At 68.3% G+C, this 26246-nt stretch carries 20 protein-coding genes, 1 tRNA gene and 2 pseudogenes; 7 read left to right on the top strand and 16 right to left on the bottom strand.

Annotation, left to right across the window (positions count from 1 at the left end; genetic code table 11):
- The first annotated feature begins 272 nt into the window (after positions 1 to 272).
- From LLH23_02250 to LLH23_02225, 6 genes are all read left to right on the top strand, one after another.
- Complete coding sequence (locus LLH23_02250; GenBank protein MCE5237294.1) at positions 273 to 1583, top strand: orotidine 5'-phosphate decarboxylase; 1311 nt, start codon at positions 273 to 275, stop codon at positions 1581 to 1583.
- A gap of 3 nt (positions 1584 to 1586) precedes the next feature.
- The gene (locus LLH23_02245; GenBank protein MCE5237293.1) at positions 1587 to 2150 is read left to right on the top strand and encodes a hypothetical protein; all 564 of its coding nucleotides are present in this window, start codon (positions 1587 to 1589) and stop codon (positions 2148 to 2150) included.
- Positions 2131 to 2394, top strand: a complete 264-nt coding sequence (locus tag LLH23_02240; protein ID MCE5237292.1) for a hypothetical protein — start codon at positions 2131 to 2133, stop codon at positions 2392 to 2394. Before LLH23_02245 ends, LLH23_02240 begins: the two co-directional genes overlap by 20 nt.
- Positions 2363 to 3409, top strand: a complete 1047-nt coding sequence (locus tag LLH23_02235; GenBank protein MCE5237291.1) for a 2-dehydropantoate 2-reductase — start codon at positions 2363 to 2365, stop codon at positions 3407 to 3409. Before LLH23_02240 ends, LLH23_02235 begins: the two co-directional genes overlap by 32 nt.
- Positions 3406 to 4215 (top strand): dihydropteroate synthase, encoded by an 810-nt coding sequence (locus LLH23_02230; protein MCE5237290.1) that lies wholly within the window; start codon positions 3406 to 3408, stop codon positions 4213 to 4215. Before LLH23_02235 ends, LLH23_02230 begins: the two co-directional genes overlap by 4 nt.
- A 75-nt stretch (positions 4216 to 4290) precedes the next feature.
- Positions 4291 to 5064 (top strand): UDP-galactose-lipid carrier transferase, encoded by a 774-nt coding sequence (locus LLH23_02225; GenBank protein MCE5237289.1) that lies wholly within the window; start codon positions 4291 to 4293, stop codon positions 5062 to 5064.
- A 24-nt stretch (positions 5065 to 5088) separates the two neighbouring features.
- On the opposite strand, the gene LLH23_02220 is transcribed toward LLH23_02225, so the two are convergent.
- The 4 genes from LLH23_02220 to mdh form a co-directional block, all read right to left on the bottom strand.
- A complete protein-coding gene (locus LLH23_02220; GenBank protein MCE5237288.1) occupies positions 5089 to 6411 on the bottom strand; it encodes a hypothetical protein in 1323 nt (440 codons plus the stop codon).
- The gene (locus tag LLH23_02215) at positions 6408 to 6992 is read right to left on the bottom strand and encodes a FumA C-terminus/TtdB family hydratase beta subunit (protein ID MCE5237287.1); all 585 of its coding nucleotides are present in this window, start codon (positions 6990 to 6992) and stop codon (positions 6408 to 6410) included. Before LLH23_02215 ends, LLH23_02220 begins: the two co-directional genes overlap by 4 nt.
- A gap of 117 nt (positions 6993 to 7109) precedes the next feature.
- Positions 7110 to 7952, bottom strand: coding sequence for a fumarate hydratase (locus LLH23_02210; GenBank protein MCE5237286.1), 843 nt, complete (start codon positions 7950 to 7952; stop codon positions 7110 to 7112).
- A gap of 154 nt (positions 7953 to 8106) precedes the next feature.
- Positions 8107 to 9039, bottom strand: coding sequence for a malate dehydrogenase (mdh, locus tag LLH23_02205; protein ID MCE5237285.1), 933 nt, complete (start codon positions 9037 to 9039; stop codon positions 8107 to 8109).
- Here mdh and LLH23_02200 point away from each other — a divergent pair.
- Complete coding sequence (locus LLH23_02200) at positions 9038 to 9880, top strand: hypothetical protein (GenBank protein MCE5237284.1); 843 nt, start codon at positions 9038 to 9040, stop codon at positions 9878 to 9880. The genes mdh and LLH23_02200 overlap by 2 nt on opposite strands.
- A 113-nt stretch (positions 9881 to 9993) precedes the next feature.
- Here LLH23_02200 and LLH23_02195 read toward each other — a convergent pair whose 3' ends face one another.
- The 12 genes and pseudogenes from LLH23_02195 to LLH23_02140 all read right to left on the bottom strand — a co-directional run bounded on the left by LLH23_02195 (position 9994) and on the right by LLH23_02140 (position 26244).
- On the bottom strand, positions 9994 to 10695 hold the full coding sequence (locus LLH23_02195) for a prepilin-type N-terminal cleavage/methylation domain-containing protein (GenBank protein MCE5237283.1): 702 nt from the start codon (positions 10693 to 10695) through the stop codon (positions 9994 to 9996).
- Positions 10696 to 10808: 113 nt separating this feature from the next.
- The gene (locus LLH23_02190) at positions 10809 to 11885 is read right to left on the bottom strand and encodes an isocitrate/isopropylmalate dehydrogenase family protein (protein ID MCE5237282.1); all 1077 of its coding nucleotides are present in this window, start codon (positions 11883 to 11885) and stop codon (positions 10809 to 10811) included.
- A 52-nt stretch (positions 11886 to 11937) separates the two neighbouring features.
- Positions 11938 to 13122 (bottom strand): pyridoxal phosphate-dependent aminotransferase, encoded by a 1185-nt coding sequence (locus LLH23_02185; GenBank protein MCE5237281.1) that lies wholly within the window; start codon positions 13120 to 13122, stop codon positions 11938 to 11940.
- Between the two features lie 3 nt (positions 13123 to 13125).
- Positions 13126 to 14103, bottom strand: coding sequence for a hypothetical protein (locus LLH23_02180; GenBank protein MCE5237280.1), 978 nt, complete (start codon positions 14101 to 14103; stop codon positions 13126 to 13128).
- 1 nt (position 14104) lies between these two features.
- On the bottom strand, positions 14105 to 18046 hold the full coding sequence (locus LLH23_02175; protein MCE5237279.1) for a PQQ-binding-like beta-propeller repeat protein: 3942 nt from the start codon (positions 18044 to 18046) through the stop codon (positions 14105 to 14107).
- Positions 18047 to 18213: 167 nt separating this feature from the next.
- Positions 18214 to 18289 (bottom strand) — tRNA-Ile (locus tag LLH23_02170).
- Positions 18290 to 18426: 137 nt separating this feature from the next.
- The gene (locus tag LLH23_02165) at positions 18427 to 19635 is read right to left on the bottom strand and encodes a hypothetical protein (GenBank protein MCE5237278.1); all 1209 of its coding nucleotides are present in this window, start codon (positions 19633 to 19635) and stop codon (positions 18427 to 18429) included.
- 88 nt (positions 19636 to 19723) lie between these two features.
- Positions 19724 to 20452, bottom strand: a pseudogene (gene rpoD, locus LLH23_02160) (RNA polymerase sigma factor RpoD).
- 144 nt (positions 20453 to 20596) lie between these two features.
- Positions 20597 to 21793, bottom strand: a pseudogene (locus LLH23_02155) (Ig-like domain-containing protein).
- 5 nt (positions 21794 to 21798) lie between these two features.
- Complete coding sequence (gene dnaG, locus LLH23_02150; GenBank protein MCE5237277.1) at positions 21799 to 23817, bottom strand: DNA primase; 2019 nt, start codon at positions 23815 to 23817, stop codon at positions 21799 to 21801.
- Positions 23818 to 24025: 208 nt separating this feature from the next.
- On the bottom strand, positions 24026 to 24943 hold the full coding sequence (locus LLH23_02145) for a hypothetical protein (GenBank protein ID MCE5237276.1): 918 nt from the start codon (positions 24941 to 24943) through the stop codon (positions 24026 to 24028).
- A gap of 269 nt (positions 24944 to 25212) precedes the next feature.
- Positions 25213 to 26244, bottom strand: a complete 1032-nt coding sequence (locus LLH23_02140; protein MCE5237275.1) for an alcohol dehydrogenase catalytic domain-containing protein — start codon at positions 26242 to 26244, stop codon at positions 25213 to 25215.
- Positions 26245 to 26246: the final 2 nt, after the last annotated feature.

The raw sequence follows: 26246 nt of genomic DNA, 5'->3' as shown, positions 1-26246 counted from the left end.
GCTGTGGGAGCGGTCACCGCCCGCGACCTGACTCTGTTAGCAGTCGCGGTCGGTGACCGCTCCCACACCCCACGCTCCCACACCAACCTCCGTCATCTTCCCCTCTACCCTCCTCTGTGTTCCCCTCTGCCTGCATCCTCTGTATCCTTGCCTCTATCGTCTCCATCCTCTCCCGCTCAGCGTCGTTCTCCACCAACCCCCGTCGCATCCGCCTCCCCCACTGGCGGTCCACCCCCCTCCGTGCTATGATGTTCAGCGCCGGAGGTGTTACCATGGATACGACTTACCCCCAACTGCAACTGGCACTCGACTTCGCCAATCTGGCCCAGGCCCTGCGTGTAGCGCACGAAGCCTGGGACGGCGGCGTGCGCCGCCTGGAAGCTGGAACGCCGCTCATCAAGAGCGAAGGACTCGATGCCGTGCGCAAGCTGCGCGCCGAGTTCCCTGAGGCGACCATCGTCGCCGACATGAAGGTGATGGATGCCGGCCGCGCCGAGGTCGAGATGGCCGCCAAGGCCGGTGCCGATGTCGTCGCCGTGCTCGGCGCGGCGTCGGATGCCACCATCGCCGAGTGCATCGAGGCCGCCAAGCGCTACGATGCGCAGGTCATGGTGGACCTGATCGAGGTGGCTGACCCCGCCACGCGCGCCCGCCGCGCCCAGGAACTGGGCGCGGCCCTCGTCGGCGTCCACTGCCCCATTGACGTGCAGATGCGCGGCGGCGATCCAATGGCCGCCCTGCGCGACGTCGCCGCCGCCGTGACGATCCCCATCGCCGTGGCCGGGGGGCTGAACTCGGAGACAGCCCCGCAGGTCGTCGCGGCGGGAGCCAGCATCGCCATCATCGGCGGCGCGATCATCAAGGCGCCCGACGCGAAGGCGGCGGCGGAGACGATCCTGCAGGCCATGGCCAGCGGGCAGGCCGTGGCCAGCGACCTGTTCAAGCGCGGCGGCCCCGAGCAACTGCGGGAGATGTTCATGCGCGCTACCTGCGCCAACATCTCCGACGCGATGCACCACAAGGGCTGGCTGCCGGGTATCCGCAACCTCGCGCGCGGCATGAAGTGCGCCGGCCCCGCCCTGACCGTGTGGGCCTACCCGGGCGACTGGAGCAAGCCTGTCGAAGCCATTGATCAGGCCGAGCCGGGCACGGTGCTCGTCGTGGACGTGCGCGGCGAGGGCCCGGCCGTGTGGGGCGAGGGTGCCAGCAAGAGCTGTGTCTCGCGGCAGCTCGCCGGCGTCGTGATCCACGGCTGTGCCCGCGACACGATGGAGATCATCGAGCTGGGCTTCCCGTGCTTCTCCTCGATGATCGGCCCACAGGCGGGCGACCCGCGCGGGGTGGGCATGATCGGCGTGCCGCTGAAGATCGGGGAGACGCCCGTGCGCACCGGCGACTGGATCATCGCCGACGATGACGGCGTCATCTGCGTGCCCAAGGAGCAGGCGGTCGAGATCGCCAACCGCGCCATGGATGTGGTCGAGCGCGAGATCCGCGAGCATGCGGAGATTGACGACAAGGGCCTCACGCTGGCCCACATCGCGGAGCTGGAGCGCTGGGAGCAGAAGCGGGGCAAGGAGTAGACCGTGGAGCTGCCGCTGGACGAGTTGCTGGCCATCGCGGACGACTTCGAGCGGCGCATGGTGTTCGTCGCTGCCCTGCAGACTGCCCTGCGGGACTGCGGCGAGGAGACGGTGCTTGTCGGCGGCCACGCGGTCGAGACCTACACCCTCGGTGACTACACGACGGCTGACGTGGACCTGGTCGTCATCGTCAAGCGCCCAGTCGAACAGCTCCTGGAGCGATGGGGCTTCAGGAGGGAGGGGCGTGTCTTCTGGCACGAGCGACTGGGGCTCGCCGTGGATATCATCGGCCAGGACCTTGGGGGCAGTTGGGACCGCACGCAACTCGTTGCAGTGCGGGACTACACGGCGCGGGTGATCGCACCGGAGGACCTCATCATAGACCGGCTGAACGCCTGCGTACACTGGGGTCTCCCGGACCACTGCAGTTGGGCGCAGCGGGTCTTCGTGGCCGAGCGGGACCGCCTCGACCTGGACTACCTGCGCCGCCGAGCGCGGGAGGAACTGGTGACGGAGACCCTGGAGAAGATCATGGCGGAGGTGCACGGTGGAACCACGGAAGCTTGACCTCGACGCGCGCCGCCAGGCGCCCAAGCCCTTCCCGACCGAGCTGCTCCTGCCGCGCGAGCAGCGGCTGCGACGCCAACCTCGCGACCCGGATGAGGAGCGGGCGCTCACACGCCTGGTCCTCGCCAAGGTTGACCTCTACCGCCGCAGCGGGAAGGTCGAGTTCATCAACGCGCGCGAACGCCGTTTCCATATCGGCCGGGAGAAGATACTTGACTACCTCCGACGCCAAGAACAGCTCTAGCCGCATCGGCATCGTCGGCCCCGGCGCCATGGGGCTGTTCCACGCCATCCACATGACGCAGGCGGGCGTGCCTGTGACGCTGCTGGACCACCGCAAGAGCCGCGCGCGCCGCATCAGCGGCGGCGTGGCCCTGGAGCGGCCGGGCACCGACGACGCCCCCGCCGAGACCATCCGGGTGCAGGTTCCCTGCCGGGCGCTGCACCTGGTGCATGACCCCTTCGACCTGCTCATCTTCACCGTGAAGGCGTTCGCGACGGAGCGCGCCGCCCAGTTGGCCGCGCACCTGATCGGCCCGCAGACCGTGCTCCTGTCGCTGCAGAACGGCCTGGGCAATGTCGAGGCCCTGCAGCACTTCCAGCAGCCTGAGCGCGTGCTGGCCGCCGTCACGACCTCGGGGGCCACGCTCTACGATGAGCACACGGTCATCGAGCGCGGGCTGGGCACGATCTCCCTGGGCTCGCCCGCCGGCAACATGGCGCTGGCCGAGGAGGTCGCGGCGCTGCTGACGGGCGCCGGCCTCCCGGCCGAGGCCGCTGCCGACATCTGGCCGATCATCTGGCGCAAGCTGGCGATCAACTGTGCCATCAACCCGCTGACGGCCATGCTCGACATCGAGAACGGGCTGCTGCTCGACACGCCGGTGCGGCACCTGATGGGCGAGGTGGCGTTCGAGGTCGGGCAGGTGGCGCGGGCCGTGGGCGTGCAGATCGAGCCGAGAGAGCTGCCCCGCGCCGTCGAGGACGTGTGCCGCCTGACGGCCCAGAACGTCTCGTCCATGCTGCAAGACACACGGGCGTGGCGGCAGACGGAGGTCGGGCAGCTCAACGGCGCCGTGGTCCGCGCCGCGGAGCAGGTGGGCATGAAGGCTCCGCTGAATATGGCTCTCGCAGCGCTCCTGGCAGCCCACGAGTGGCGGCGGGAAGCCGAGCAACAGGAACGCGAGCGCGTGCGCGAGGCGCGCCGGGGGCACCGGCGCGGCCGGCGCGAACCACACCAGCAGGAGACCGACGAATGATCATCATCGGCGAACTCATCAACGGCACCCGCAAGGCTGTCAAGCAGGCCATCGCGGACAAGAATGCCGACTTCATCACCGATCTGGCCCGCAAGCAGGCTGAGGCCGGGGCCGGTTTCATTGACTGCAACCCCGGCACCACCGGCGAGGCCGAGATCGCGGACATCGAATGGCTGGTCAAGCTCGTGCAGAGCGTGACCGATAAGCCTATTGCGTTCGACACTCCCAACCCGCTGGCCCTGCGGCGGGGCATGGAGGTGTACGCCGGCAGCGCAACGCCGATGGTCAACTCCATCACGCTTGAGGCCGAGCGCATCGAGAACACGCTGCCGATCATCGCCGAGAGCGGCGCGAACTGCGTGGCCCTGGCGCTGGGGGATGATGGGATGCCGTGCGTGGCCGGCCAGCGCGAGGCCACGGCGAAGAAGCTCATTGACCGCCTGCTCGAGGCCGGCCTCACCCAGGAACGCATCTACCTCGACCCGGTCATCGCGCCGCTGGGCACCGACAACAGCGCGGGGCTGCAGGTCGTCCAGGCCATCGCAGCCATCAAGGCGGAGTACCCGCAGGTGCACATCACGGCCGGCATGAGCAACATCAGCTACGGACTGCCGGTGCGCAAGCTGCTCAACCGCGTGTTCATGACCGTCTGCATGGCCGCCGGTCTGGACAGCGCGATCTGCGACCCGCTGAACATGGACCTTATGGCCGAGATCATCGCTGCCGAGGCCATCCTGGGCCGCGACGAATGGTGCATGGGCTACATCACGGCCTTCCGCGCGGGCAAGCTGGGCGAACAGCCGTAGCCCGGACGGTGGCCGTGCGGACCGCAGACGTTCCAGCCCGCGCCCTGCCCGAGTCCTTCTGAAAGGCGCTCTGTCATGTCCTCCCGTCTCGATGATGTGGACCTGAGCCTGCAGATCGGGGACAAGAAGGAGTACAACAAGACCCTCAAGAAGTGGCAGATTCGCCTGCTGGGGCTCCAGCAGGCCCTGCGCACCTCCGGCCACGCGCTCCTGATCGCCTTCGAGGGGTGGGACGCCTCCGGCAAGGGCGGCGCCATCAAGCGCCTGACAGCCCCGCTCGATCCCCGCGGCTTCCGGGTCTACAGCATCGGCCCTCCCACGGACGAGGAGAAGCGCCACCACTACCTGTGGCGCTTCTGGACGCACATCCCCGCCGTCGGGGAGATCGTCATCTTTGACCGCTCCTGGTACGGCCGGGTGCTGGTTGAGCGCGTCGAGGGCTTCTGCTGCGACACAGAGTGGCAGCGGGCGTACGAGGAGATCAACAGCTTCGAGCGGCAGCTTGCCGACAGCGGGGTGCTGGTGCTCAAGTTCTGGCTGCACATCAGCGATGAGGAGCAACTGCGGCGCTTCCGCGAGCGCGAGCAGGACCCGCTGAAAAGCTGGAAGATCGGTTCGGAGGACTGGCGCAACCGCGCCAAGCGCCCCGCGTACCTCACGGCCGCCGAGGACATGCTCCGGAAGACCGACACGAAGCACTGCCCGTGGCGGCTGGTGTCCGCCGAGCACAAGTGGAACGGCCGCATCGAGGTCATCAAGACGGTGGTGGAAGAGCTGGAGTCCATCCTGGGCAAGCACAAGGCAGAGCCGGTGGCGTCCGCGCAGGATCCGGTGACCGGTTCCACGTAGCAGCACGTCCGGGGAGGACCGACGTCAGGAGGGAGGCCGTTCTGCGAGCGCCGCCAGGCGCGCCAGCAACCGTTCAGCCTCGTCCTGCTGTTCGCCCTCGCCCGCATCGCGTGTGGCCTGCAACACATCCCGCTGTACCCGCGCCAGGCGCTGCAGCACCTCGGGACGCCGCGCCCACCCCGGCAGCCGGGCCATCTCGTCGAGGGCCTCCTCTACCAGGCGCAGCGCTTCGGCCCGGTGGCCCTCACTCAGCAGCAGCCGCGCCTGGGCCGTGTGGGAGATGGCGCACGCCAGACCGTCGCCGCAGCGCGCCGACAGGAAGATCCCCCGGGCGCTCTGCTGATCCCCCACCTCCAGCGCGGCCAGGGCCGCCACGCCACCCGCCAGCGCCCCGGCTCCGCCGGTGTGCAGGGCCTCAATCATCTCATCCACGGCGCTGTCCCAGTCGCCGGCCAGCAGCAGCGCCCGCCCAACCTGCTCGTGGGCCCGACCGGTGCCCCCCTCAGCTGCCAGCGCCGCCCGCGCCTGAGCGATCGCCTCGGCCTCCTCCCCCCGGCGCAAGGCAACCTCCGAGCGGATCAGAGCGACCTCGGCGCCCAGGCCGTCCTCGCCGGGGGCAGCGATCTGATCGGCCGCCCAGGCCGCGCTGTCCGGGTCGTCCTCGTTGAGGCTCCCCCGTGCGATGATGGCGTAAGCCCGCGGCTGATCGTCGGCGGGGAACGCCGTCACGGCGGCCCGCGCCAGTTGGCGGTGCCCCTCCTGGGCCTGCTGGCGGGCGAACTCCAGTACGAGCACTCCCGCTTCGGGCAGCCGCTCCAGCAGATCCGAGATCTCGGACACCGGCAGCGCGCCCAGGCCGACGGCGGTGGCGAGTCGCTGCAGCAGCATCAGGCGGAGGGACTGCACTCCCATCTGTTCGGCGCGCAGGCACGACTCGCGCGCTTTCGGGGCGCGCCCGGTCTTCAGGTATGCCCAGGCCAGCGACGCCCACACGTCCTCGCGCTGCGCGGCTTCCTCCTCCTTCACCGCGCGCTCCAGCACGACGATGGCCTGCTCCCAGTTGCCCACCATCACCTGCGCCAGGCCCACATCCGCCCGCAGACCCAGGCTCGGAGGCAAGGCCCGCTCCGCCTCCAGCAGCAGCGGCAGGGCGACATCAGGCCGCCCGCGCCGCAAGGCCTCCTTGCCCTGCACGAGCTTCAGCCAGAGGGGAGCTTCGGGGTGGTGGGGCCAGAGCCGGCACGCCAGGTGCAGCAGCCTGCTGCCCTGCCCCCATCCCAATCGCCCGAGGGACAGGAACCACCGGGCCTGCGCGTAGCACACTCCGGCCAGGAGCTTGTGGATCATGGCGAGGACTCGCACGGCCGCGTCCCTGCGGGACACGCCGCCAGGGGTTCATCCCCCGGAAACACGCTGCCACCATGGGCGTCGTAGGCCACGATCAGCGGCAGATTGCGCACGACGAGTCGCCGCACGGCCTCCGGGCCCAGCTCAGGATAGGCCACGACTTCGGCCTCGCTGACGCAGTCGGCCAACAGGGCCCCGGCTCCGCCGACGGCCACCAGGTACGCGCAGCAGTGCTCGCGGCATGCCTCCCGCACCGCCAGGCCGCGGTCGCCCTTGCCGATGCTGGCCTTCAGCCCCTCCCGGTAGAGCACCGGGGCGTACGGGTCCATGCGGTAGCTGCTGGTGGGCCCGGCCGAGCCGATGGCACGCCCCGGTGGCGTCGGCGCCGGCCCGCAGTAGTAGATGGCCTGCCCCGGCAGTGCAAAGGGCAGCGGGGCACCGGCCTCCAGGGCCGCCACAATCCGCTGGTGCGCCGCGTCACGGGCGGTGTACAGGACGCCGGACAGCAGCACGGCATCGCCGGCGTGCAGCCCGGAGATGGCGTCATTGGTCAGCGGAGTCTCGATTCTGATCTCTGTCATGGCCTCTTCCCGACCGTAGTGCGGGCTCCAGCCCCCCCACGTGTTCGCCATTCCTGCGCGCGTGAGGACACGCGCGCCCACGCGACCAATCCCCAATCCCCGATCCCGACCTCCGCCTCAGAGCACCGCCGTCTTGTGCCGGGCGGCGTGGCACTGGACATTGAGGGCCAGCGGCAGGCTGGCGATATGGCATGGATGGCGCTGGACATGAACAGCCAGGGCCGTCGTGTCGCCGCCCAGCCCCATCGGCCCGATGCCCGTGGCGTTCACACGCTGCAGGATCTCGCGCTCCAGCTCTGCCACTTCGGGCTCGGCGGACGGCTGGCCGAGTGGCCGCAGCACAGCCTCCTTGGCCAGCAGCGCGGCCTTCTCGAAGGTGCCGCCCAGCCCGATGCCGAGCACCAGCGGCGGACAGGGCTTGCCGCCTGCCTCGACGATGCGCTCGACGATGCGCTCGACCACGCCCGCTCGCCCGGCGGACGGCGACAGCATCCACAGGGCGCTCATGTTCTCGCTGCCGCCACCCTTGGGGGCCGCGTGCAGCGTGAGCCTGTCCCCCTCCACCAGCCGCACATGCACGATCGCGGGCGTGTTGTCACCCGTGTTGGAGTTGCGCTGCAGCGGATCGGCCAGCGCCGACTTGCGCAGATAGCCCGTGGCGTATGCCTGCCGCACGCCCTCGTCTACCGCCGCGTACAGATCGCCGTCCAGGTGGCAGTCGCGCCCCAGCTCGGCGAAGACAACCGCCAGGCCGCAGTCCTGGCACATGGCCATCCGGTCGCGACGGGCGATCTCGGCGTTGCGCAGCAGCGTCTCCAGGACGCTGCGGGCCGTGGGCTGGCGCTCACGCTCCAAGGCACTCCGGAGTGCCTGCACGGCCTCCTCCGGCAAGTCGTAGTTCGCCTGCAGGAACAGGTCCCGCACCGCACTCGCTATCCGTTCGCCCGAGACCTCTCGCATGTCACCCGCCGTTGTTCCGCTCGTAGCCGTAGTGCGGGCTTCCAGCCCGCCCCTGGAGCGCGGCTCTCCAGAGCCGCATTGTCGTCCGTGTCCGGACCGCAGGCCTGCGCGCGTGAGGACACGCGCGCCCACGCGACCGTATCCCCCCCATCCCCTATTCCCCGCGCAGCCGCTCCCAGTCTGCCACCGTTGTCCGCACGTGCTCAGCCGACTGCCGCAGGGCCGCCATCTCGTCCTCGGTCAACTGCAACTCGACGACCTTCTCCAGCCCGCCGTGGCCCAGGATGCACGGCACGCCCACGAATACGCCGGTCAGGCCGTACTCGCCCTGCAGCAGGACCGAGGCCGGCAGCAGGCGCTTCTCATCGCGCAGGATGCTTGCCACCATCTGCACGACCGCCGCCGACGGGGCGTAGAAGGCGCTCCCCGTCTTGAGGTAGTTCACGATCTCCGCGCCGCCGTTGCGCGTGCGCGCCACGATCTCGCCCAGACGACCGGCGGGGATCAGCTCCGTCACCGGCACGCCGGCCACGGTGGCGTGGCGCGGCAGGGGGACCATGGAGTCGCCATGCCCACCCAGCACCATCGCCGCCACATCAGCGGCCGAGACACCCAGCTCCATGGCGATGAAGGCGCAGAAGCGAGCCGTGTCGAGGACGCCCGCCATGCCGATGACGCGCTCGCGGGGCAGGCCGGAGAGCTGGTGGGCGATGTACGTCGTGACATCGAGCGGGTTGGAGACCATGATGAGCAGGGCCTCGGGGCACACGCGCTGCAGGTGCTCCGTGACTTCGCTGACGATCCGACCGTTGATCTGCAGCAGGTCGTCGCGCGACATGCCCGGCTTGCGGGCCACCCCGGCGGTGACCACAACGATGTCGGAGCCCTCGGCCGGCTCGTACGTCTCGCCGCCGACGATGCGGCACCCGTGCCCGACGATAGGCGCGGCCTGCATCATGTCCAGGGCCTTGCCCCGTGCCAGCCCCTCGACCACGTCCACCAGGTACACGTCGCACAATCCGCCCTCGATGAGGCGCTGGGCCGTGGTGGCCCCCACGTGTCCGGCGCCGACAACTGTCACTTTCATGTCTGCTGCTCCCGTTCAGGCGCTGCCCACGCACACCCAACAGGTGCGTGGGCTATGCTATAATGCGCGCGTCATGCAACTGCAGGAATTGGTGCTTACCGTATCGTTGCAGGCCATCGGCCTGCTGCTGCTGTCACGCCTGCTATTCGCCGGCGTGATCTCATCCTTCGCCGACCGCCGGGGCAAGGGCTTCTTCCTGGCGCTATTGCGTCTGCCTGGCAACACGATCCACGAACTCAGCCACTGCCTGGGGTTCCTGATCTGCGGCTACCGTGTCAAGCAAGTACTGCTATGTGTTTTCGACCCTCGGGGCCGTGGCTCCTGCACCCCGGGGAAGCCCTGGTCGCCCATCACCGCGCCGCAACTGGCCATCGGCCTGAGCGCCCTGATGCCGCTGCTGGTGGGCAGTGCCGTGCTCATCCTGGCCGCGCGGGGCCTGCACATCCCGGCCCCGGCCGCCCAGGCCTCGCCCGATGACCTTCTGCCGGAGCTATGGCGCCAGTCCCTCCGTCTGCTTCACGGCCTCGACCCCCATCGCTGGCAGACGTATCTGTTCCTGTATCTGGCCCTGAGCGTCGGGGCCGAGCTGGCCCCCAGCGCCACCGACCTGCGCTGCGCCCTGCCCACCCTCGTGCTGCTGGCCGCCGGCGTATGGCTCACGCTCTTTGCGCTCGACCACGCCGAGAACCTGCAGGCCTATCGCCACAGCGTTGTGGTCGGCCTGAGCCTCGGACTGCTCCGGCTGGGCTCGGTCCTGAGCCTGTCGCTGGTGGTCACGGCGGCCGCGACGGTCGTGGGGCTCGTGCCCGGGCTGATGATCCAGGGCCTGCGGCACAAGTAAAGCGGCCATCTCCCTGTCGCAGTGACATGGAGATGGCCGCAACATGCACCCTTGTGGCTGCGGGCGCCCGGATCAGCCCCGCATCGCGTCTTCAGCCCCGCCGCGCGGCACGCCTAGTCGTGTAGGATCGTCGTCCACATGCCAGGCATGCTGTGGCGCAGCCACTTGCCATGGCCGTCGGCGAAGCACACGTTGAACCCATCGTTGTGCCGCATCTCCACACGGCTGTACGCCCCGCCCAGGTCGGTCTGGTCGAGCAGACGCACACCGGCGAAGTCGCCGCCGTAATAGCCCGTGCCCCCGGCGCCCAGCTCGATCGTGTTCGCGTCGCAGAACATGATCGTTCCGGCCGGATCCTGCACGGCTGCGAGGTTGCTGCCCGGCACCGGCTTGACCCAGTTGTTGTTGATGTCCACTTGCATGTCGGGCATCGCGTACGAGCTCACCAGTGGCGCCTGGCTCCACACACCCGTGGACGGGTTCTGTATGGGCGGCCGGTAGGCCGTGAACGAACCCATGTTGCCGGACGGGCAGGCCACGATCTGGTAGTTGTGGATGTACGGCTGGATCAGGTCCTGCCACCAGTAGAGGTAGCTGCCGCCCCAGAGGAACGCCTTGGGGTAGCACTCGTCGAAGTCTTGAGCGTACTGCATGCATGCCGACCCGAACTGCCGGAGGTTCGACAGACAGCTACTGCTGCGCGCCTTCTCGCGAGCCTTGGCGAAGACCGGGAACAAGATCGCCGCCAGGATCGCAATGATCGCGATCACCACCAGTAGCTCGATTAGTGTGAAACCTCGCCTTTTCACGGACATCGCTCCTTTGACTGGATATTGCTCGCGGCTTCGCTTGCCATCTGTCATCTTCGACGTGCGTGTGCGCAGTTCCTCTATATTACTTCAAGATTCGCTCAAGAACTCCTGCTTATCTAGAGTGCCGCGATGATGGCGTCGGCCATCTCGCTGGTCCCCACCGCCGTGGGATCGTCCCGTTGCGCCTTCAAATCATACGTCACATGCTGCCCCTGTGCAATGACTTCCGACACAGCCTTCTCCAGACGGGCCGCCGCTTCCTGCTCGCCCAGATGCCGCAGCATCAGAACGCCAGACAGGATCGTCGCCGTCGGGTTGACCTTGTTGAGCCCCTTGTACTTGGGGGCGCTGCCGTGCGTGGCCTCGAACACGGCGATCCCATCGCCCATGTTCGCGCCGGGGGCGACCCCCAGGCCACCCACCAGCCCACACGCCAGGTCGCTCAGGATGTCCCCGTACAGATTCGGCAGCACCAATACGTCGTACAGCTCTGGCTTTTGTACCAGTTGCATGCACATGTTGTCAACGATTCTGTCCTCGAACTCGACCCGGCCCGCGTACTCCTCCGCCACCCGTCGCGCCGTGGCCAGGAACAGACCGTCGCTGTGCTTCATGATGTTGGCCTTGTGGACAGCCGTCACCTTTCGCCGGCCGTTGGCCAGGGCGTACTCAAAGGCCCAGCGTACGATGCGCTCGCTCCCGGAGATCGAGATCGGCTTGATGCTCACGCCGGAGTCCCGCTTGATCCGGGCGCCGCTGAGGCCCTCGATGGTCTCAATGGCCTTCAGGCACTCGTCGGTCCCCTCCTGGAACTCGATCCCGGCGTACAGGTCCTCGGTGTTCTCACGCACGATGACGAGGTCCACGTCGGGGTAGTGCGACCGCACGCCCGGGTAGTACTTGCAGGGGCGGAGGCACGCGTACAGGTCCAGCTCCCTGCGCAGCGCCACGTTGACGCTCCGAAAGCCCTTGCCCACGGGGGTCGTGATCGGGCCTTTGATGGCCACCTTGTTGCGGCGGATGGACTCGAGCACCTCGGGCGGCAGGGGCGTGCCCTTCTCCTCCATCACGTCAAGGCCCGCGTGCTGTTCCTCCCACTCGATCTGAACGCCGGTGGCGTCCACGCACCGGCGCATGGCCCAGGCCACTTCCGGGCCGGTGCCGTCGCCGGGGATGAAGGTCACTTTGTGCATGGTTCTCTCCTGTCGCTGGAGTGCGGGCTTTCCAGCCCGCGCCGTCTCAGTGCTATTTGAGCGCCGCCGCCAGCCGCCGCACGCCTTCCTTGATCTCGTCCATCCCCGTGGCGAAGCTCAGCCGGATGTAGCCCTCGGTCCCGAAGGGCCCACCCGCGACGGTTGCGATCAGGGCTTGCTCGATCAGGTACAGCTCCATGTCGATCGAGGTCTTGATCTCCATGCCGCCCAGCGTCCGCCCCAGGTGCGCCGAGATGTCCGGGAAGACGTAGAACGCCCCGCCGGGGTTGGCGCACTTGACACCGGGAATCTCGTTGAGTGCCGGGACCAGGACGTCGCGCCGCTCGGCGAAGGCCGCGCGCATCTGCCCCACGGACTCCTGCGGCCCCGTCAGCGCCTCGATGGACGCCCACTGGGCGATGGAGTTGGCGTTGGAGGTCTCCTGGCTTTGCAGGTTGTCCGCGGCCTTGGCGAAGGCCGGAGGGGCGATGAGCCAGCCGATGCGCCAGCCGGTCATGGCATAGGTCTTGGCCACCCCGTCGGCGATGATGGTGCGCTCCTTCAGCTCGTCGCTGAGCTTTGCCGTGGACTCGTGGGTGCGGCCATCGTACAGGATGTGCTTGTAGATCTCGTCGGACACGATCGTCAGGTCGTGCTTGCAGGCCAGTTCGCCCAGGCCCTCAATCGTGGCCCGCGTGAACACGGCGCCGCTGGGGTTGGACGGGCTGTTGATGAGCAGGGCCTTCGTCTGCGGGGTGATGGCGGCCGCGACTTCATCGAGGTCGGGCTGGAAACCGTTGTCGCCGCTGGTGCGCAGCGACACCGTCTTGGCGCCGCACAGGCGCACCTGCTCGGGGTAGCTCACCCAGTACGGCGCGAACATGATGACTTCGTCGCCCGGGTTCAGCAGCGTGCGCCAGATGTTCATCAGCGCGTGCTTGCCGCCGTTGCTGACGACCACCTGGGAGGGCTCGTACGTCAGCCCCAGATCGCGCTGCTGGGCGTCGCAGATGGCTTGCTTGAGTTCGGGGATGCCGCCGGCCGGCGTGTACTTGGTCTTCTGCTCGGCCATGGCGCGTTGCGCGGCGGCGATGATGTTGTCGGGGGTCCCGAAGTCCGGCTCGCCAATGGCGAAGGACAGCACGTCCTTGCCGGCGGCTCGCATCTGGCGGGCCTTGGCGGCTCCGGCGATGGTAGGCGACGGGGCAATGCCCGCAACCAGATCGGAGATCTGCATGGACTACACCTCACGGTGAAGGATGGGCGACGCAGCGAGGCCCGGCTCTTGCCAGGCCAGCGACGGGCGCGGCAGGTCCTGGCTCAGGATTCTGAGCTCGTCCGCCGCCTCCGCGTAGCTCGGGTCCAGCTCGAGCGAGCGGTTCAGCGCCCAGCGGGCGTCGGCCTTCCGGCCCAGGCGCGCGTATGCCGCGCCCAAGTGGTAGTACATCTCGGCGCTTTCCTCAGGCGCGTGCAGCCGCACGGCCTGCTCGAGGTGGAAGGCCGCGTCCAGGTAGTGCCCGAGTTGGTACTCGACCCACCCCAGGCTGTCTACATAAGCTGCCTGGGTGGGCTGCAGTTGCACGGCCCCCGTTGCCATCTGGAGCGCCTCAGGCAGATTGCGCTTGCCCAGGGCGTCTACATACGCCAGGTTGTTGAGGGCCAGCGCAAAGAGCGGGTCAGGCATCAGATTGCTCTTACGCGCGGCATACACCTCGGCCTGCACCTGGTCCAGCAGGCGCTCGCCCTCGGTCTTCCGCCCCGTCATCATCAGGCTCTGGGCCAGCGACACGCGTGTCAGCAGTTCCTCGGGGTCTGTCATGCCCGCGTCGGGCGGGGGGGCTGCCGGCCGGCGACGGCCCAGCCACTGCGCCGCCTCGGGATAGGCCCGTAGCTCCATGTACAACTGGGCAGCCGTGTGAGCGATGGTCGGGTCATCGGGCGCCAGCTCGGTGGCCCGGCGCAGGGCCGCGAGGGCCTGGTCGCGTTGCACAGGCGCGGCGTGTGCCCTGGCCTCGGCCGCGCGGAGATACCCGCTCGCCACGAACCCGCGGTGGAGGACCCGGACTTTCGCGCCCACGCCGTACGGCCAACTGAGCGCCAGCGCCACCGCCACAGCGACGATGAAGAGCACCCAGCCCAGCAGCACGCGTTTCGGGTCGGCCAGCTTCGTCAGGCCGGCTCCCGGCGGCGGAGGAGCAGTTCGCGGCAGGCGTAGCATCTCAGTCCACCGGCACCATGGCGGCCAGGTTGTAGTAGTCCAGCCCCACGTACAGAATGCCGTCGGCGACAGCCGGCGACGAGTACACGCCGTAGGCGGTCTGGTGGCGCCAGAGCTGCTCGCCGGTGTTCAGGTCGAAGGCGTACAGGGCGCCGTCCTTGCTGCCGATGTACACGACGCTCCCGGTGATTGCCGGCGACCCTAGCACTTCCTCCGCGCTCTGCGCCGACCACACCGGGTCGCCATCGGCAGCCGACAGGCAGGCGATGCGGCCGTCCACGCAGCCGACGACGACGCGCCCGTTGGCCACAGCCGGCGAGGAGCGGACCTGGCTCCCCAGCTTCACCCGCCAGTACACCTGGCCGTCCTTCTCGGACACGGCGTACAGGTGGCCGTCATCCGAGCCGCAGTAGACGACACCGTTGTCCAGGGCTGCGGATGAGGCCACCGGCCCCTCGGTCAGCCGCTCCCACAGTTTGGTGCCGCTGTCGGCGGCGAAGGCGTAGAGGCGACCGTCCCATGACCCCACGACCACGGCGCCATCGCTGCAGGCGGGTGCAGCCGACACCTCGGCGCCGGTCTGGACCTGCCAGAGCAGTTCCCCCGTCTCGGCCCGGAGGGCCACGACCTGTCCCTGGCGATCGCCGATGAACAGACGGCCACCCACCAGTGTCGCCGAAGAACGGATGGGCGAGCCGACATCACGCTGCCACAGGCGCCGGCCACTGTCGCGCGCCGCCGCGTAGACGCGGCCGTCGTGCGACCCGATGAAGACCGCGCTCCCGGCCACTGCCGGTGTGCTCTCGATGCGGTCCCCGGTCCGCAGGTGCCAGTTCTCGGTGCCGCGCTTGGCGTCGAGGGCATACAGGTTGCCGTCGCGCGAGCCAACGAACACGATGCCGTCGGCCACGGCGGGGGCTCCCATGATCGGCCCCTTGGTGCCGAAGTTCCACAGGAGACGCAGCGGGGGCCGCAGTTCGGTCTCGGTAGCGCCGCGATGGTCCGGCCCTCGGTGGAACATCGGCCAGGAGCTGACCGCCAGGGCCGACCGCCGCCGCTGAGTCTCAACGTCTTCCAGCGCTGCTCCCACCGTCTGGTGTCCCAGCTCCGTCCGCGACAGCTCCAGAGCTGCCTGGAAGTGTGCCGCCGCCTCGTCATAGTCCCGCCGCTGCATCGCCGCCAGGCCCAGCGCATAGCGTACCTTGGGCAACTCGGGGAAGCTCTTCTGGGCGTTCTCCAGCGCCTGCAGCACCTCGTCCTGGGCCGCGAGATGGCCCAGCGCATACGCCCCGGCCCACGGCAGGCCCTGTGGGCCTGTCAGGCGCCGCAGCAGCGGCTCGTGTGCGCGGGGTTCGCTCAACTCCACGAACGCCTCGGTGGTCTCGTCCCGCAGCGCCTGGTCGCCGTCCTCGATGACCGAGTACAGGTGGCGCAGGCCACGGCGCAGCTTCAGCCGCCCGATGGCCCGCGCGGCCAGCGCACGCGCACTCTCCGGCCCGCGCCGCAACTCGGCCAGCAGTTCGCGCTCCAGCCCCTGCAGCGTCGCCGTCGCCTCGGACTGCACGGCCTCGTTCTCGTCGTCCAGCAGCAGCACAAGCTGCGGGATGTACTCGCGGTTGGGGGAGCTGGCCGCCGCCCGCACAGCCGTAAGGCGAATCTCCGGCCGGGAGTCCTCGAGCAACCCCTGCAGCAGCGGCACCTGGCGTTCGCCCAGTTCCGATAGCCGCCCAAACCAGTAGTCCTGCTCGCTCTGCTCCACTGCCGCACTGCGCAGGATCAACTCCAGCTCTTCGGGCGAGATGCTCAGCGCCTCGCGGGCCTCGCTGATGATCCGCAGCTCGTCGGCGTGCATCAGGATCCCGAACTTCTCGTAGTTGTTGAGCTGCCGGGTCAGCAGGTCCTGCACGTCCTGCACCCGCATCTCCCGCCGGGACAGCCACTGGCTGATCTCGTCGGACAGGTACTCGTGAATCAGCTCGTACTGCCGATGGCGCTCCTTGCCCACCCCGCGCACCAGGCGCAGGTCCACCAGCCGCGCCAGCACCCGTTCGACCTCGTCGCGGTTCTCGCTCAGGTCCGAGGCAATGCGCTCGAGCGTGCGGGTGACGCGGACCTCCGAGGAAGTCACCATGAGCTTGAGGATGTTGCGGGCCAGACGGCGGTCGCCGGGCGGTAGCTGCCCCAGGATGTGATCCAGGAAGTCCGACAGGATCTTCTGCGCGCCCCCCAGCCGCTGGTAGATGCCCATGGTGACCGTGTGCATGCCCCGGGGCTTGGCCCCGTAGACGCGGTCGCACACGATCTGCAGTTCGGCCGGTTCGATGCCGTCGCGGTAGAGGTCGTCCAGCAGGGCTTCCGTCAGCGACCGCTCCATGCGGATGTCGAAGTTCTGCGCCGGCTTGGTGATGGCATCCTCAGCCTGTTCGCGGGTGAGGCGGTGTAGACGGTACACGTGGTGCATGATCTCGGGGAGCTTGCCCTGCAGCTCGTAGAGGCTGCCCACGTAGTTCTCGCGGATGGCGATGACCCAGTGCACGTTGGTCAACTCGCCGAGGCACCGCGACAGCTCGTCCAGGAAGGCCTCCTGCACCCGGGGTCCCAGATGCACGAAGTACTCCTCGAAATGGTCCAGGAAGATGGCCAGCCGGCGGTTGACCAGGGCGGCGGCGGCTTGCAGATAGGGCGCCAGCGTCCCCCGCGCCGGCAGGTCGCCTGAGTTGAACCCGATCTCCTCGACGGCGGCGGCCACCGCCTCGCGGATGCTGGCCGCCGGGTCGTCGTGGCACGACGCCGTGACCGGCAGCCATGTCTCGGCCGGCGTCTCGGCCTGCTCGGCCTCGTGCTGCAGGGCAGTCATCAGGCCGGCCCGCAGCAGCGACGTCTTGCCGATGCCCGAGTGCCCGAACAGCACCGAGACCGGGTGCTGGCGGAGCATCTCCAGTAGGGCGTCCACGTCGTCCTCGCGGCCGAAGAAGAAGTCCTCGTCGGTGACGTCGAAGTAGTCCAGGAAGCGGTACGGGCCGCCGCGCAGCACCGCCAGGTCCTTGCGCCGGCGGGTGGCCGGCCGCTGCGTACGCCGGATCAGCCGCCCGTGCATCTTCCCGAAGAACTCGTTGAAGGTCCCGGCCTCGCGGCACAGCAGGTGCCGCGCCGAATGCCGCGCCTCCAGCAGCGCCATCACCTCCGGCTGGAAGCGATGGTACTCGACGCTGGCCGGGTTCTCGATCTTCAGCTCATCAAAGAGCCGCTCGTCGCGCATGGGCACGAAGCGGTTGATCCAGAAGATCTTCCCGCCCTCACGGCTGATATACCGCAAGACCGGCTCGTCCCGCTCCACGTAGGCCGAGAAGATGCTGAAGACCTTGAAGGTCTCCTGGAGCACCTGGGCCACCCGGGCGTAGCTGTCCTGGACTTCGGCGCGCGACAGCGGCAGGAACTTGCTCTCCACGTCGCCCGCGCACTTGACCAGCACGACCCGCGCCGAATCCCGCACCCCCACCGCGATCGTCTCGCCGTCGTCCGGCCCGGCCACGAAGTGGTGGTAGTCCTTCTCCGGCTCCATGTGGTTGACCGCGAGGCACTGCTCCAGCAGGCGGTCCGGCTCGGCCAGGAAGATCGTGGGGAAGTACCCGTCCTTGATCAGCCGCGCCAGGCGGATGTGCCCCTCGGACGGGCGGGCGTCGGCCAGGCGCTGGCGGAGCATGTTGCACCGCTCGGTATGGTCGGGCACTTCGCGCGCGAACAGCTCGAGGGCTTCCAGGCCCCGGCGTTCCGGCGGCAATGCGTCCAGCCGGTGCCCGGACCAGTCCAGCGCCATGGTCTGCAGCAGGTCCTCAAGACGCTGCTCCAGCGGGGGGATGACAACGCCGCTGCCGACGAACAGGGCCGTCTGGCCCAGCTCGTGGCGGTGCAGCTTGATGTATTCAGAAATGACGCTTAGCATCAGAGGCTAAGGATGAAGTATGAAGGATGAAGTATGACTTGCTGGTGCGGCTGTCGCGCCGTCCTTCATACTTCATCCTTCATACTTCATCCTTCATCCTTTACAGAATCGCCACTCCGTCGGGAGAGGCTCCGCAACAGGGAGTGGCGTGGTCAGCGACTGGAATGTGGTGGGCCCGGCCGGATTTGAACCAGCGACCAATCGGTTATGAGCCGACCGCTCTAACCGCTGAGCTACGGGCCCATCGAGTCCCGCCGCTCGACCATTATACCCCATGGCATGTGGCCACGCAATCCCGCGCTGGTCACCCATGCGTTGGCCGGACCCGCCAGTTGTGACCCCGCACCTGGGGACCGGAGGGCGTGGGCCGTGCTACCTGATCAGCCCGGCATCTTCAAGCTATCTTCGGCGCCAAAGACGGCAAGACCGGCCTGCATGCTGGCCTTGGTCCAACCGACCTCCTCCTTGGCGATGGCCTGTTCGAGGGTCTGGCGGCTCTCCGCATCGCGAACGGTCGCGAGACAACGTCCAGCAACGTCCCTGGTGGAGGCAAAGCGGTGTGTGAGTGCGGCAGCTATGGTGTTAGTCGCGTCCGGCGAAAGACTGACCAGGCGACCGGGCTCGGGAGAGACCACGAAGCAATGCCCGCCTGTCTGCACTACGGCGTTCACCAGATGCACGGGCACGCTCCCTGCACGCACTGTCACGGCGACCATATGCACGACTGCGTCCCCCAGTTGCTCACTTGATGTCAGCGAGGCTTGCACATCCAACTGTAGGCTACCCGGTTCGGCGTCGCCCGCGAGCAAGAGCTTCACCTCCTGATAGCACCGCTGCCATCGGTCTCCCAGCGCGTCCCAGCCGCCGGTTGCAGCTCCGCACTTGGGACAGAGGTACCCCGCAGCCTCTGCACACGTGCGGCAAAGCACGACCCCGCAGTGTGAGCACCTCGCAAACCACGTAAAAGCGCCCTTTTCCTCATCATCGCCCTTGTGGGTCGAGTAGTAAGTGTCCTCGCAGTGCGCGGCCGAAGCGGAGCAATGTGCACACGCGCCTGGGATTGCCGCCTGCCCGCGGCGCTCCTTCCCGCTCTTGAGCGCTGCCCAACCCGCCCCATCGTATCTCTCTGACACCACAGGCGGGAAGACGTCCAGCATTCGCGCGAGGCGATCCGACGCGCCACCAAGATCAGAACCCGGGACCAAGCAGGAACGGTACAGTCGCGATGCCAGTTCAGCGGGATCGTTGACGGTGATCCTAGTCGCCGATGCCGCCAACACCATCGGTATGCGCACGAGGCTAACCCCGAGGATCAGGACACCCCCGATCAGCGACAGCAGACCGATCCCCGGCAGCCGGAGCCCCCCGAACTGATCCGCCAAACCGACTGCCGTCAGGATGACGCCAAACACGATCCCGAGGACGCTGTAGAGAAGTTGGGTGCTACGGTACTTGCTCTTCCTGACTTCAGTCGCGCGAGAATGCTCTGCCAATACCCCGGGGTCCGTCAGTTGCTCTGCAATCTCCCTTGCCTTGCTCAGCAGTTCTGGTTGTTCGCACGCCGCGAACATGCTCTGTTCGGCTGACATGGATAGCCTCCCACTCTGCTAGTGGAATCTCTGCCCTCAATGTCTCCGGGGATTCCCCTCGTAGCGTGCGCGTCTCAGTCGTGGCAGTCTAGTCGAGGTAGTCGCGCAGCCGCTTATTGCGGCTGGGGTGCCGCAGCTTCTTGAGGGCCTTGGCCTCGATCTGCCGGATGCGCTCCCGCGTCACCTCGAAGATGTGCCCGACCTCTTCCAGCGTCCGCGAGTAGCCGTCCTCCAGCCCGAACCGCAGCTTCAGCACCTCGCGCTCGCGCTCGCTCAGCGTCGCCAGCACCCGTTCGAGCTGCTCGCGCAGCACCAGGTTCGAGGCCGCGTCCACCGGCGTGTGGATCTCCTCATCCGGCACGAAGTCGCCGAGGTGGCTGTTCTCCTCCTCGCCCACCGGGGCCTCGAGCGACAGCGGCTCGGGTGCGATGCGCTTGATCTCGCTCACGCGCTCCAGCGGCATGTCCATCTCGGCGGCGACGTCCTCCAGCGTCGGCTCGCGGCCCAGTTGCTGCAGGAGCTGCCGTGAGGTCTTCACGAGGCGGTTGATCGTCTCGACCATGTGTACCGGGATGCGGATGATCCGGCCCTGGTCGGCGATGGCACGGGTGATGGCCTGCCGGATCCACCAGGTGGCGTAGGTGCTGAACTTGTATCCCTTGCGGTAGTCGAACTTCTCGACCGCCCGCATCAGCCCCATGTTGCCTTCCTGGATCAGGTCCAGGAAGCTCATCGAGGAGCGGCCCGTGTACTTGCGGGCGATGCTGACCACCAGCCGCAGGTTGGCCTCGGCCAGCGCCTGCACCGCCTCCTCATCCTTGAGCACCAGCGTCCCCGGGTCCACCGTGCCCGGGTCGAGCTGGTTGGAGAAGCCGACCCCAATGACGCCCAGCAGCGGCGAGCCCTTGCTGTCCGGCTGCGGCGACCGCTTCACGATCTGCGGCGGCTCCAGGTCCTCGCCGGTGGTGAAGGTGAGCTGGTAGGGCTCGGAGAGGTTGTAGCCCGCGAGACCCTTCAGCCCGTTCTTGCCCGCCTTCAGGCCCAGCGTGTAGGCCATGTCCGACATGAGCGCCCGCTCCGGCACGAAGCGCACCTCGCGCCGCTCGTCGTCATAGTAGACGCTGCCCGGCACGGCGGTGTCCATCACGTCGAGCAACGTGACCGTCCTCTCGGTGACGCTGCCGGGCACCAGGCGCTGGTCGAAGGTGATGGTGATCGCCCGGGCGCGCGGCGCGGCCGGCGCGCCCGACGGGGGATCGGTGCTCACCACGCGCGGGGCGGACTTCTGCGCCACGGTCTCGAAGTTAGCCTTGAAGTCCCGGTCCAGCTTGCCGTTGCCCACCCCGCGGACGCCCTGCGGGCCACCCTTGACCACGAGGTGATAGACATTGCGGTAGCGTAGCCTGTCCGCCAGCTTGAGGTGCACGACGAAGGGCTTGTCGGCAATCTCCGGCTTCCCGGGGATGGGCTTCCCGGCCTTGTCGGTCAGATGGACCGTGTCGGCCGACACGCTGTCGGCCATGATCGCATCGTTGAAGTGAATCGTGACCAGGGGCGTCACGCCCACGCCCTTGCTCTTGCCGGCGGGGAAGCACTCCACGACATGCAGCCGCGCATCGGGCGAGCCGGTGCGGATGGTCCAGACGTCATCCTTCTGGAGGTAATGCCCGGCGATGTCGTGCAGACCGCCCTCGCCGCCCCGCACCGCGATCTTGTACACGGTCTGGGGCTCGAGGCGCTCCATGGGGGTGAAGTGCAGCGTGTTGGACCGGGGGTCGAACTCGACCGCGCCCTCGCCCTTCTGGATGCGTCGCGCCAGTTCGACCTCTTCCTGGGCCGAGAGCAGCGGCACGCGCCCGATGTCGCGCAGGTACATGCGCACCGAGTCGTCAATCGGTACCTCGTCGAGTTCCTCCAGTTCCTCCTCCGCCAGACCGTCCTCCTGCTGCTCCTCCGCCTCGTCTTCGTCCACGATGCGGATGCCGGCGTCGGTCAAGAACCGGTAGACCTCGTCTATGTCCTCCGTCTCCAGGTCTTCGTTCTCGCTGAGGCCGTCCTGGATCTCGGCATAGCTCAAGAAGCCCTGCCGCTGACCCTTGCGCATCAGCGCGCGGACCTCCTCCAGTTCGTGAATCTCAGCGTCCTTCCCCTCGGGCAAGTAGTTCAACTCCTCTCGTCAGGGTCACCCGACGGTTCGTCTGTCGTCTCTGCTCGGTCCGGCGCCTGTCCGGCCAGCTTCCGGGAAGCCGAAAACGATGTCAGGCCGGCCTGCTCCACAAAGCCCTGTTGGCCGGTGCCCTGAAACTTCCTCCCCAGTTGCATGAACCTGATGAAGTCTGGATCGTCCGGCGCGATCTCACCGCTATCGATGGCCGCGGCGACTCTTCGCCGCCACGCCTCAAAGTCCTCCCCGCCTGCCTCAATCGCCGGTTCCTCGGCCGTCTCGCTCGGCGTCACGTCGTACTTCGGGCGCAAGCCGTGCGTGGACCTGCCGTACTCCATCTTCGCGATAGCCTCGCCGAATTCCTCCTCTGACCACACCGTATCGCCGACAACCAACTCGATCGCGCGTTCCCGAACTGGATCGCCTTCCTCGAACGCCTCTACCAACTCGGCCGGAATGAAGGCGCCCTGCCGCGCCCGGGTCATTAGCACGGCCGCGATGCGGCGGTGCTGCGGATCGGCGAAGTCCTCTTCGCTCAGCTTCTCCGCCACCTCGCGCGCCCACGCCGGCTCGTGCAGCGCCGCCGTGAGGACCCCCTCTTCCAGCCGCACCACGCCGGGCTCCACATCCCCGGCGCTGCGCGCTAGTGTCTCCATGATGTGCCCGCGGTCGTAGCGCGAGTCCCGCCCCCGACGCTGTCCCCGCTGATCGGTGAAGCGACGGTTCAGTTCCAGACGCAACACGTGTGCCAGTTGTTCGGAGCGGCTCAGGTCGCCCTGTGCCCAACGGGCCGCCACGCGGTCCAGCAACTCCTCCCGCCGCGCCCGGTCGTGCACTTTCAGCAGGCTTGTGACGGCCTCCCGTGCTGCCCGCATGCGCCCATCGGCATCCCCCATGTCGTACTGCGCGAAGGCCATCTTGATCTCGTACTCGGGGAAGCTCATCGCCTCCGCAAGGCACTGGCGGAATACGTCCGGGCCGCCGCTGCGGACGCACTCGTCCGGGTCCTGCCCCGGTGGCAGCACCGCCAGCCGCGCCGCGGCCCCGGCACTCTCGAAGACCGCAATGTTCCGCAGCGCCGCCCTCATCCCCGCGGCGTCGGCGTCGTAGACGAAGATGATGCTGTCGGCGTAACGCCCCAGCAGCTTCAGGTGCTCCTCGGTCGTGGACGTCCCCAGGCAGGCGACGACATTCCGGATGCCCGCCTGCACCAGCGCGATCACATCCATGTACCCCTCGACCACAATCACCTGCTTGGCGTGGGCGATGTGTTCGCGGGCCAGGTTCAGCCCGTACACCGTCGTGCCCTTGTGGAACACCGGGGTGTCGGGGCTGTTGATGTACTTGGCCTTCTCTTCGGGGTCCAGTGCCCGGCCGCCGAAGGCGATGACCCGGCCGGTGACCTCGATCACCGGGAACATGACCCGGTGGCGGAAGAAGTCGTAGCAGCCCCCGCCAGTGTTGCGCGGCCTGACCAGGCCGGCGGCGGTCAACAGGCGCTCATTGGTGCCACGCCCCGTCATGTACGTGGCGAGATGGTCCCAGCCGTCCGGCGCATAGCCGAGCATGAAGTCCTTGATGATCTGGTCGGACAGCCCGCGCCCCCGCAGGTAGTCCAGGGCGTGCTTCCCTTCAGGCTCGGACAGCTTGTGGCGGAACCAACTGGCAGCGGCGGCATTGGCCTGCAGCACCGCCTGGCGCTCCTGGCCGGCCTTCTCGGCTCCGGCTGACACACGCCACTGCACTCCGGCCCGCTGAGCGAGCTTCTCGGCTGCCTCAGGGAACGTGAGCCCCTCGATCTGCATCACGAAGGAGAAGATGTCCCCGGAAGCCCCGCAGCCGAAGCACTTCCAGAACCCGCGCTCGGGGTCCACGAAGAACGAGGGCGTCTTCTCCTGGTGGAAGGGGCAGCGGGCGCTGAAGCGCCGTCCCGCGCGCTGCAGCGGCACGTACTGCGACACCACCTCCACCACGTCGAGGCGCCGCCGGATCTCCTCTTTGACGTCGTTGTCTGCCATGGAGCCTCATGCTCAGGATGGGGCGGGGAAGTCGCACCCAGGCGAGGGAAGGGCCGGCCCCCCGCCCGGCCTGCGCTGTTGTCGAAGAGTTCGCCAACCGCCACCGCGCCACCTGCAGAAGCGGCGCGATTCCTCGCGCCCGTCCCCCCGTCAAAGCGAAGCGGCCCTGCCGGAGGCAGGGCCGCGCGTGTACTCGTCCCTGGCGCGGCTATTCCCAGATATGGATCCGGGTTACGACCATGTCGTGGAGCGTGAACTCCACGTTGTTGTTCTGGGTGTACCGCAGCAGACAGTCGCGGGCATAGGTGCGGCTGGTCTGGTTGAAGCTCACCGTGATCTGCCCGCCACCGGGCGAGGCCGACCCCGGCCCCGAGGCGGTAAAGGTCACGGTCTCGTCGGGATAGCCATAGCGATAGAGCACGCGCTTGAAGTTGTCGCCCAGCTTGACATAGCGGTGGGGCGACCACAGCGCGGTGCGCGCAAACCCGCACTGCTCGGCGGCCACCGCAATGACCTTGCAGAAGCCGTCACGATCCAACACAAAGCCCAGCACGACCGGGCCCTTCTGGTAGACCCATTCCACGTCGCGGGCCGCCAGATCCACCCATACCGCCAGTGCCCAGATGGGGAATGGCTCCGCCGCCATGCCACCGGCCGCAGCGCCGCCACCCGCGCCGGGAGCGCCGCCCTCACCGGGCCCGCCGGGAGCGGCGCCACCGGGGAACGCCCCGGGGCCGCCCTCCGGACCAGGCATCCCGCCAGGCGCCCCACCGGGACCCATGGCCGGACCACCGGGCGCGGCGCCTGCCATGGGCATCATGCCCGGCATGCCGCCGCCCGGCATCCCACCCATGCCCAGGGTGCTCATGGCCATGCCCATCAGGTCGGGCGTCGGCGCCCCCATCACGGGAGCCCCGGCCGCCGCCCCACCGGCGGTCTGGGCCGCAGTGAGTTCAGCACCCTCGCCCACCGCAATACCGTCAGGCATGCCGTAGACATCCAGGATGTTGATGGCGTGGTCGCCCAGCCGAATGCCGGCCAGTTGCACTTCCCGGGCCTGCGCACACAGCGGCAGAAGCACCAGCAGTGCGAGCCCCATGGCCAGCCGGCTCGTCAGGAAACGCATCGGCACGCTCCCCTTTCGGGCCCGGCGGTACAGCGTCTCCGCCGGTCCTCCCAGTGGTTCGATTTGTGCTACCGCATCCACAGCCGGACGGTCTCCGGCATCCGCAGACTGCTCGCAGTATAACATAGCCGCCCGGTCAGTTCAACCCGCGACGTGCGCCCCTCGCGGGGCCATGGCCGCCTCCCCGCGTGGGCGCGGACGTCCCAGACGCGCCGCCCTGCCCGAACACCACTATTCGACACCCGCCCGACCCGTGAGTTCCATCCCACTCACATTTCTACCAGTACGCGCATCACGGACGTCCCGCCGCCCTCGGCGACCTCGAAGGCCTCGCGGTACTCCGCCAGCGGGTAGCGGTGGCTGATCAGCTCCTCCAGCCGCAACTCCCCGCGCTCGATCATCGCGATGGTCGCCGGGTAGACGTGCGGACTGCCCCGCACCCCGATGATCGTCTGCTCGCGATCAATGACCGTCTCGAACCCGTAGCCGAAGGCGTCACGCGCCGAATAGCCCACCAGCCCGATCCGGCTGACGAACCCGCCGACCACGAGCGCATCCCGGAACGCGGCTGGCGTGCCGGCGGCCTCGATCACCACGTCAAATAGGTGGCCCTCCGTGAGGTCCAGTGCGGCCTGCAGCAGGTCCACTGCGCCCGAATTGACCACAGCGTCGGCGCCGCACCGCCGCGCCAGGTCCAGCTTCGGCGCGCTCCGTGACACCATCACCACCTGTTGCGCCCCATACGCCCGCGCCGCCTGCAGGCAGCACTGCCCGATGGCGCCCCCGCCGATGACCATCACGCGGTCGAGGGGGCTCACCCCCGTCTTGCGGCAACTGTACACGCCCACCGAGGCCGGCTCGACGAGCGCCCCGACTGCAGCCTCGCCCTCGAACCGGTGCACGAAGTCTGCGGACTGAACGTGGAACTCCCGCAGAGCCCCGTCGCGACGAATGATCCCGGTCTCAGTGCCGTTGGGGCAGAGCTGGTGGTGTCCCGCCAGGCACAGCGGGCAGCGCAGGCAGCCGATGCCCGTCTCGCCGATCACCAGGTCACCCTCGGCCAGCCCCTCGACGCCCTCCCCCACCTCCACCACGTGCCCCGACCACTCATGCCCGGGGACGAAGGGGTACTGCTGCGCGCCGCTCAGCAGTCCGCCGTGGATGCCCTCGACCAGCTCCAGGTCAGTCCGGCAGAGGCCCACCGCCGCGATGCGCACCAGCACCTCACCCGGTCCGGGCTCCGGCCGGGGCGCTTCCTCCAGCCGCAGGTCATGCGGCCCATAGAGACGCAGTTGGCGCATGG

This window comes from bacterium (assembly GCA_021372615.1).
In the GTDB taxonomy this organism is placed as follows: domain Bacteria; phylum Armatimonadota; class Zipacnadia; order Zipacnadales; family UBA11051; genus JAJFUB01.
This window is presented reverse-complemented; position numbering and strand designations above follow the sequence as displayed.

Bases quoted from the DNA above. Each gene is read 5' to 3' on its own strand.
- LLH23_02140 (MCE5237275.1), bottom strand. From the start codon at position 26,244: ATGCGCCAACTGCGTCTCTATGGGCCGCATGACCTGCGGCTGGAGGAA.
- LLH23_02230 (MCE5237290.1), top strand. From the start codon at position 3,406: ATGATCATCATCGGCGAACTCATCAACGGCACCCGCAAGGCTGTCAAG.
- LLH23_02165 (MCE5237278.1), bottom strand. From the start codon at position 19,635: ATGTCAGCCGAACAGAGCATGTTCGCGGCGTGCGAACAACCAGAACTG.
- LLH23_02185 (MCE5237281.1), bottom strand. From the start codon at position 13,122: ATGCAGATCTCCGATCTGGTTGCGGGCATTGCCCCGTCGCCTACCATC.
- mdh (MCE5237285.1), bottom strand. From the start codon at position 9,039: ATGAAAGTGACAGTTGTCGGCGCCGGACACGTGGGGGCCACCACGGCC.
- dnaG (MCE5237277.1), bottom strand. From the start codon at position 23,817: ATGGCAGACAACGACGTCAAAGAGGAGATCCGGCGGCGCCTCGACGTG.
- LLH23_02200 (MCE5237284.1), top strand. From the start codon at position 9,038: ATGTCTGCTGCTCCCGTTCAGGCGCTGCCCACGCACACCCAACAGGTG.
- LLH23_02180 (MCE5237280.1), bottom strand. From the start codon at position 14,103: ATGCTACGCCTGCCGCGAACTGCTCCTCCGCCGCCGGGAGCCGGCCTG.
- LLH23_02175 (MCE5237279.1), bottom strand. From the start codon at position 18,046: ATGCTAAGCGTCATTTCTGAATACATCAAGCTGCACCGCCACGAGCTG.
- LLH23_02215 (MCE5237287.1), bottom strand. From the start codon at position 6,992: ATGACAGAGATCAGAATCGAGACTCCGCTGACCAATGACGCCATCTCC.
- LLH23_02210 (MCE5237286.1), bottom strand. From the start codon at position 7,952: ATGCGAGAGGTCTCGGGCGAACGGATAGCGAGTGCGGTGCGGGACCTG.
- LLH23_02195 (MCE5237283.1), bottom strand. From the start codon at position 10,695: ATGTCCGTGAAAAGGCGAGGTTTCACACTAATCGAGCTACTGGTGGTG.
- LLH23_02145 (MCE5237276.1), bottom strand. From the start codon at position 24,943: ATGCGTTTCCTGACGAGCCGGCTGGCCATGGGGCTCGCACTGCTGGTG.
- LLH23_02225 (MCE5237289.1), top strand. From the start codon at position 4,291: ATGTCCTCCCGTCTCGATGATGTGGACCTGAGCCTGCAGATCGGGGAC.
- LLH23_02190 (MCE5237282.1), bottom strand. From the start codon at position 11,885: ATGCACAAAGTGACCTTCATCCCCGGCGACGGCACCGGCCCGGAAGTG.
- LLH23_02250 (MCE5237294.1), top strand. From the start codon at position 273: ATGGATACGACTTACCCCCAACTGCAACTGGCACTCGACTTCGCCAAT.
- LLH23_02220 (MCE5237288.1), bottom strand. From the start codon at position 6,411: ATGATCCACAAGCTCCTGGCCGGAGTGTGCTACGCGCAGGCCCGGTGG.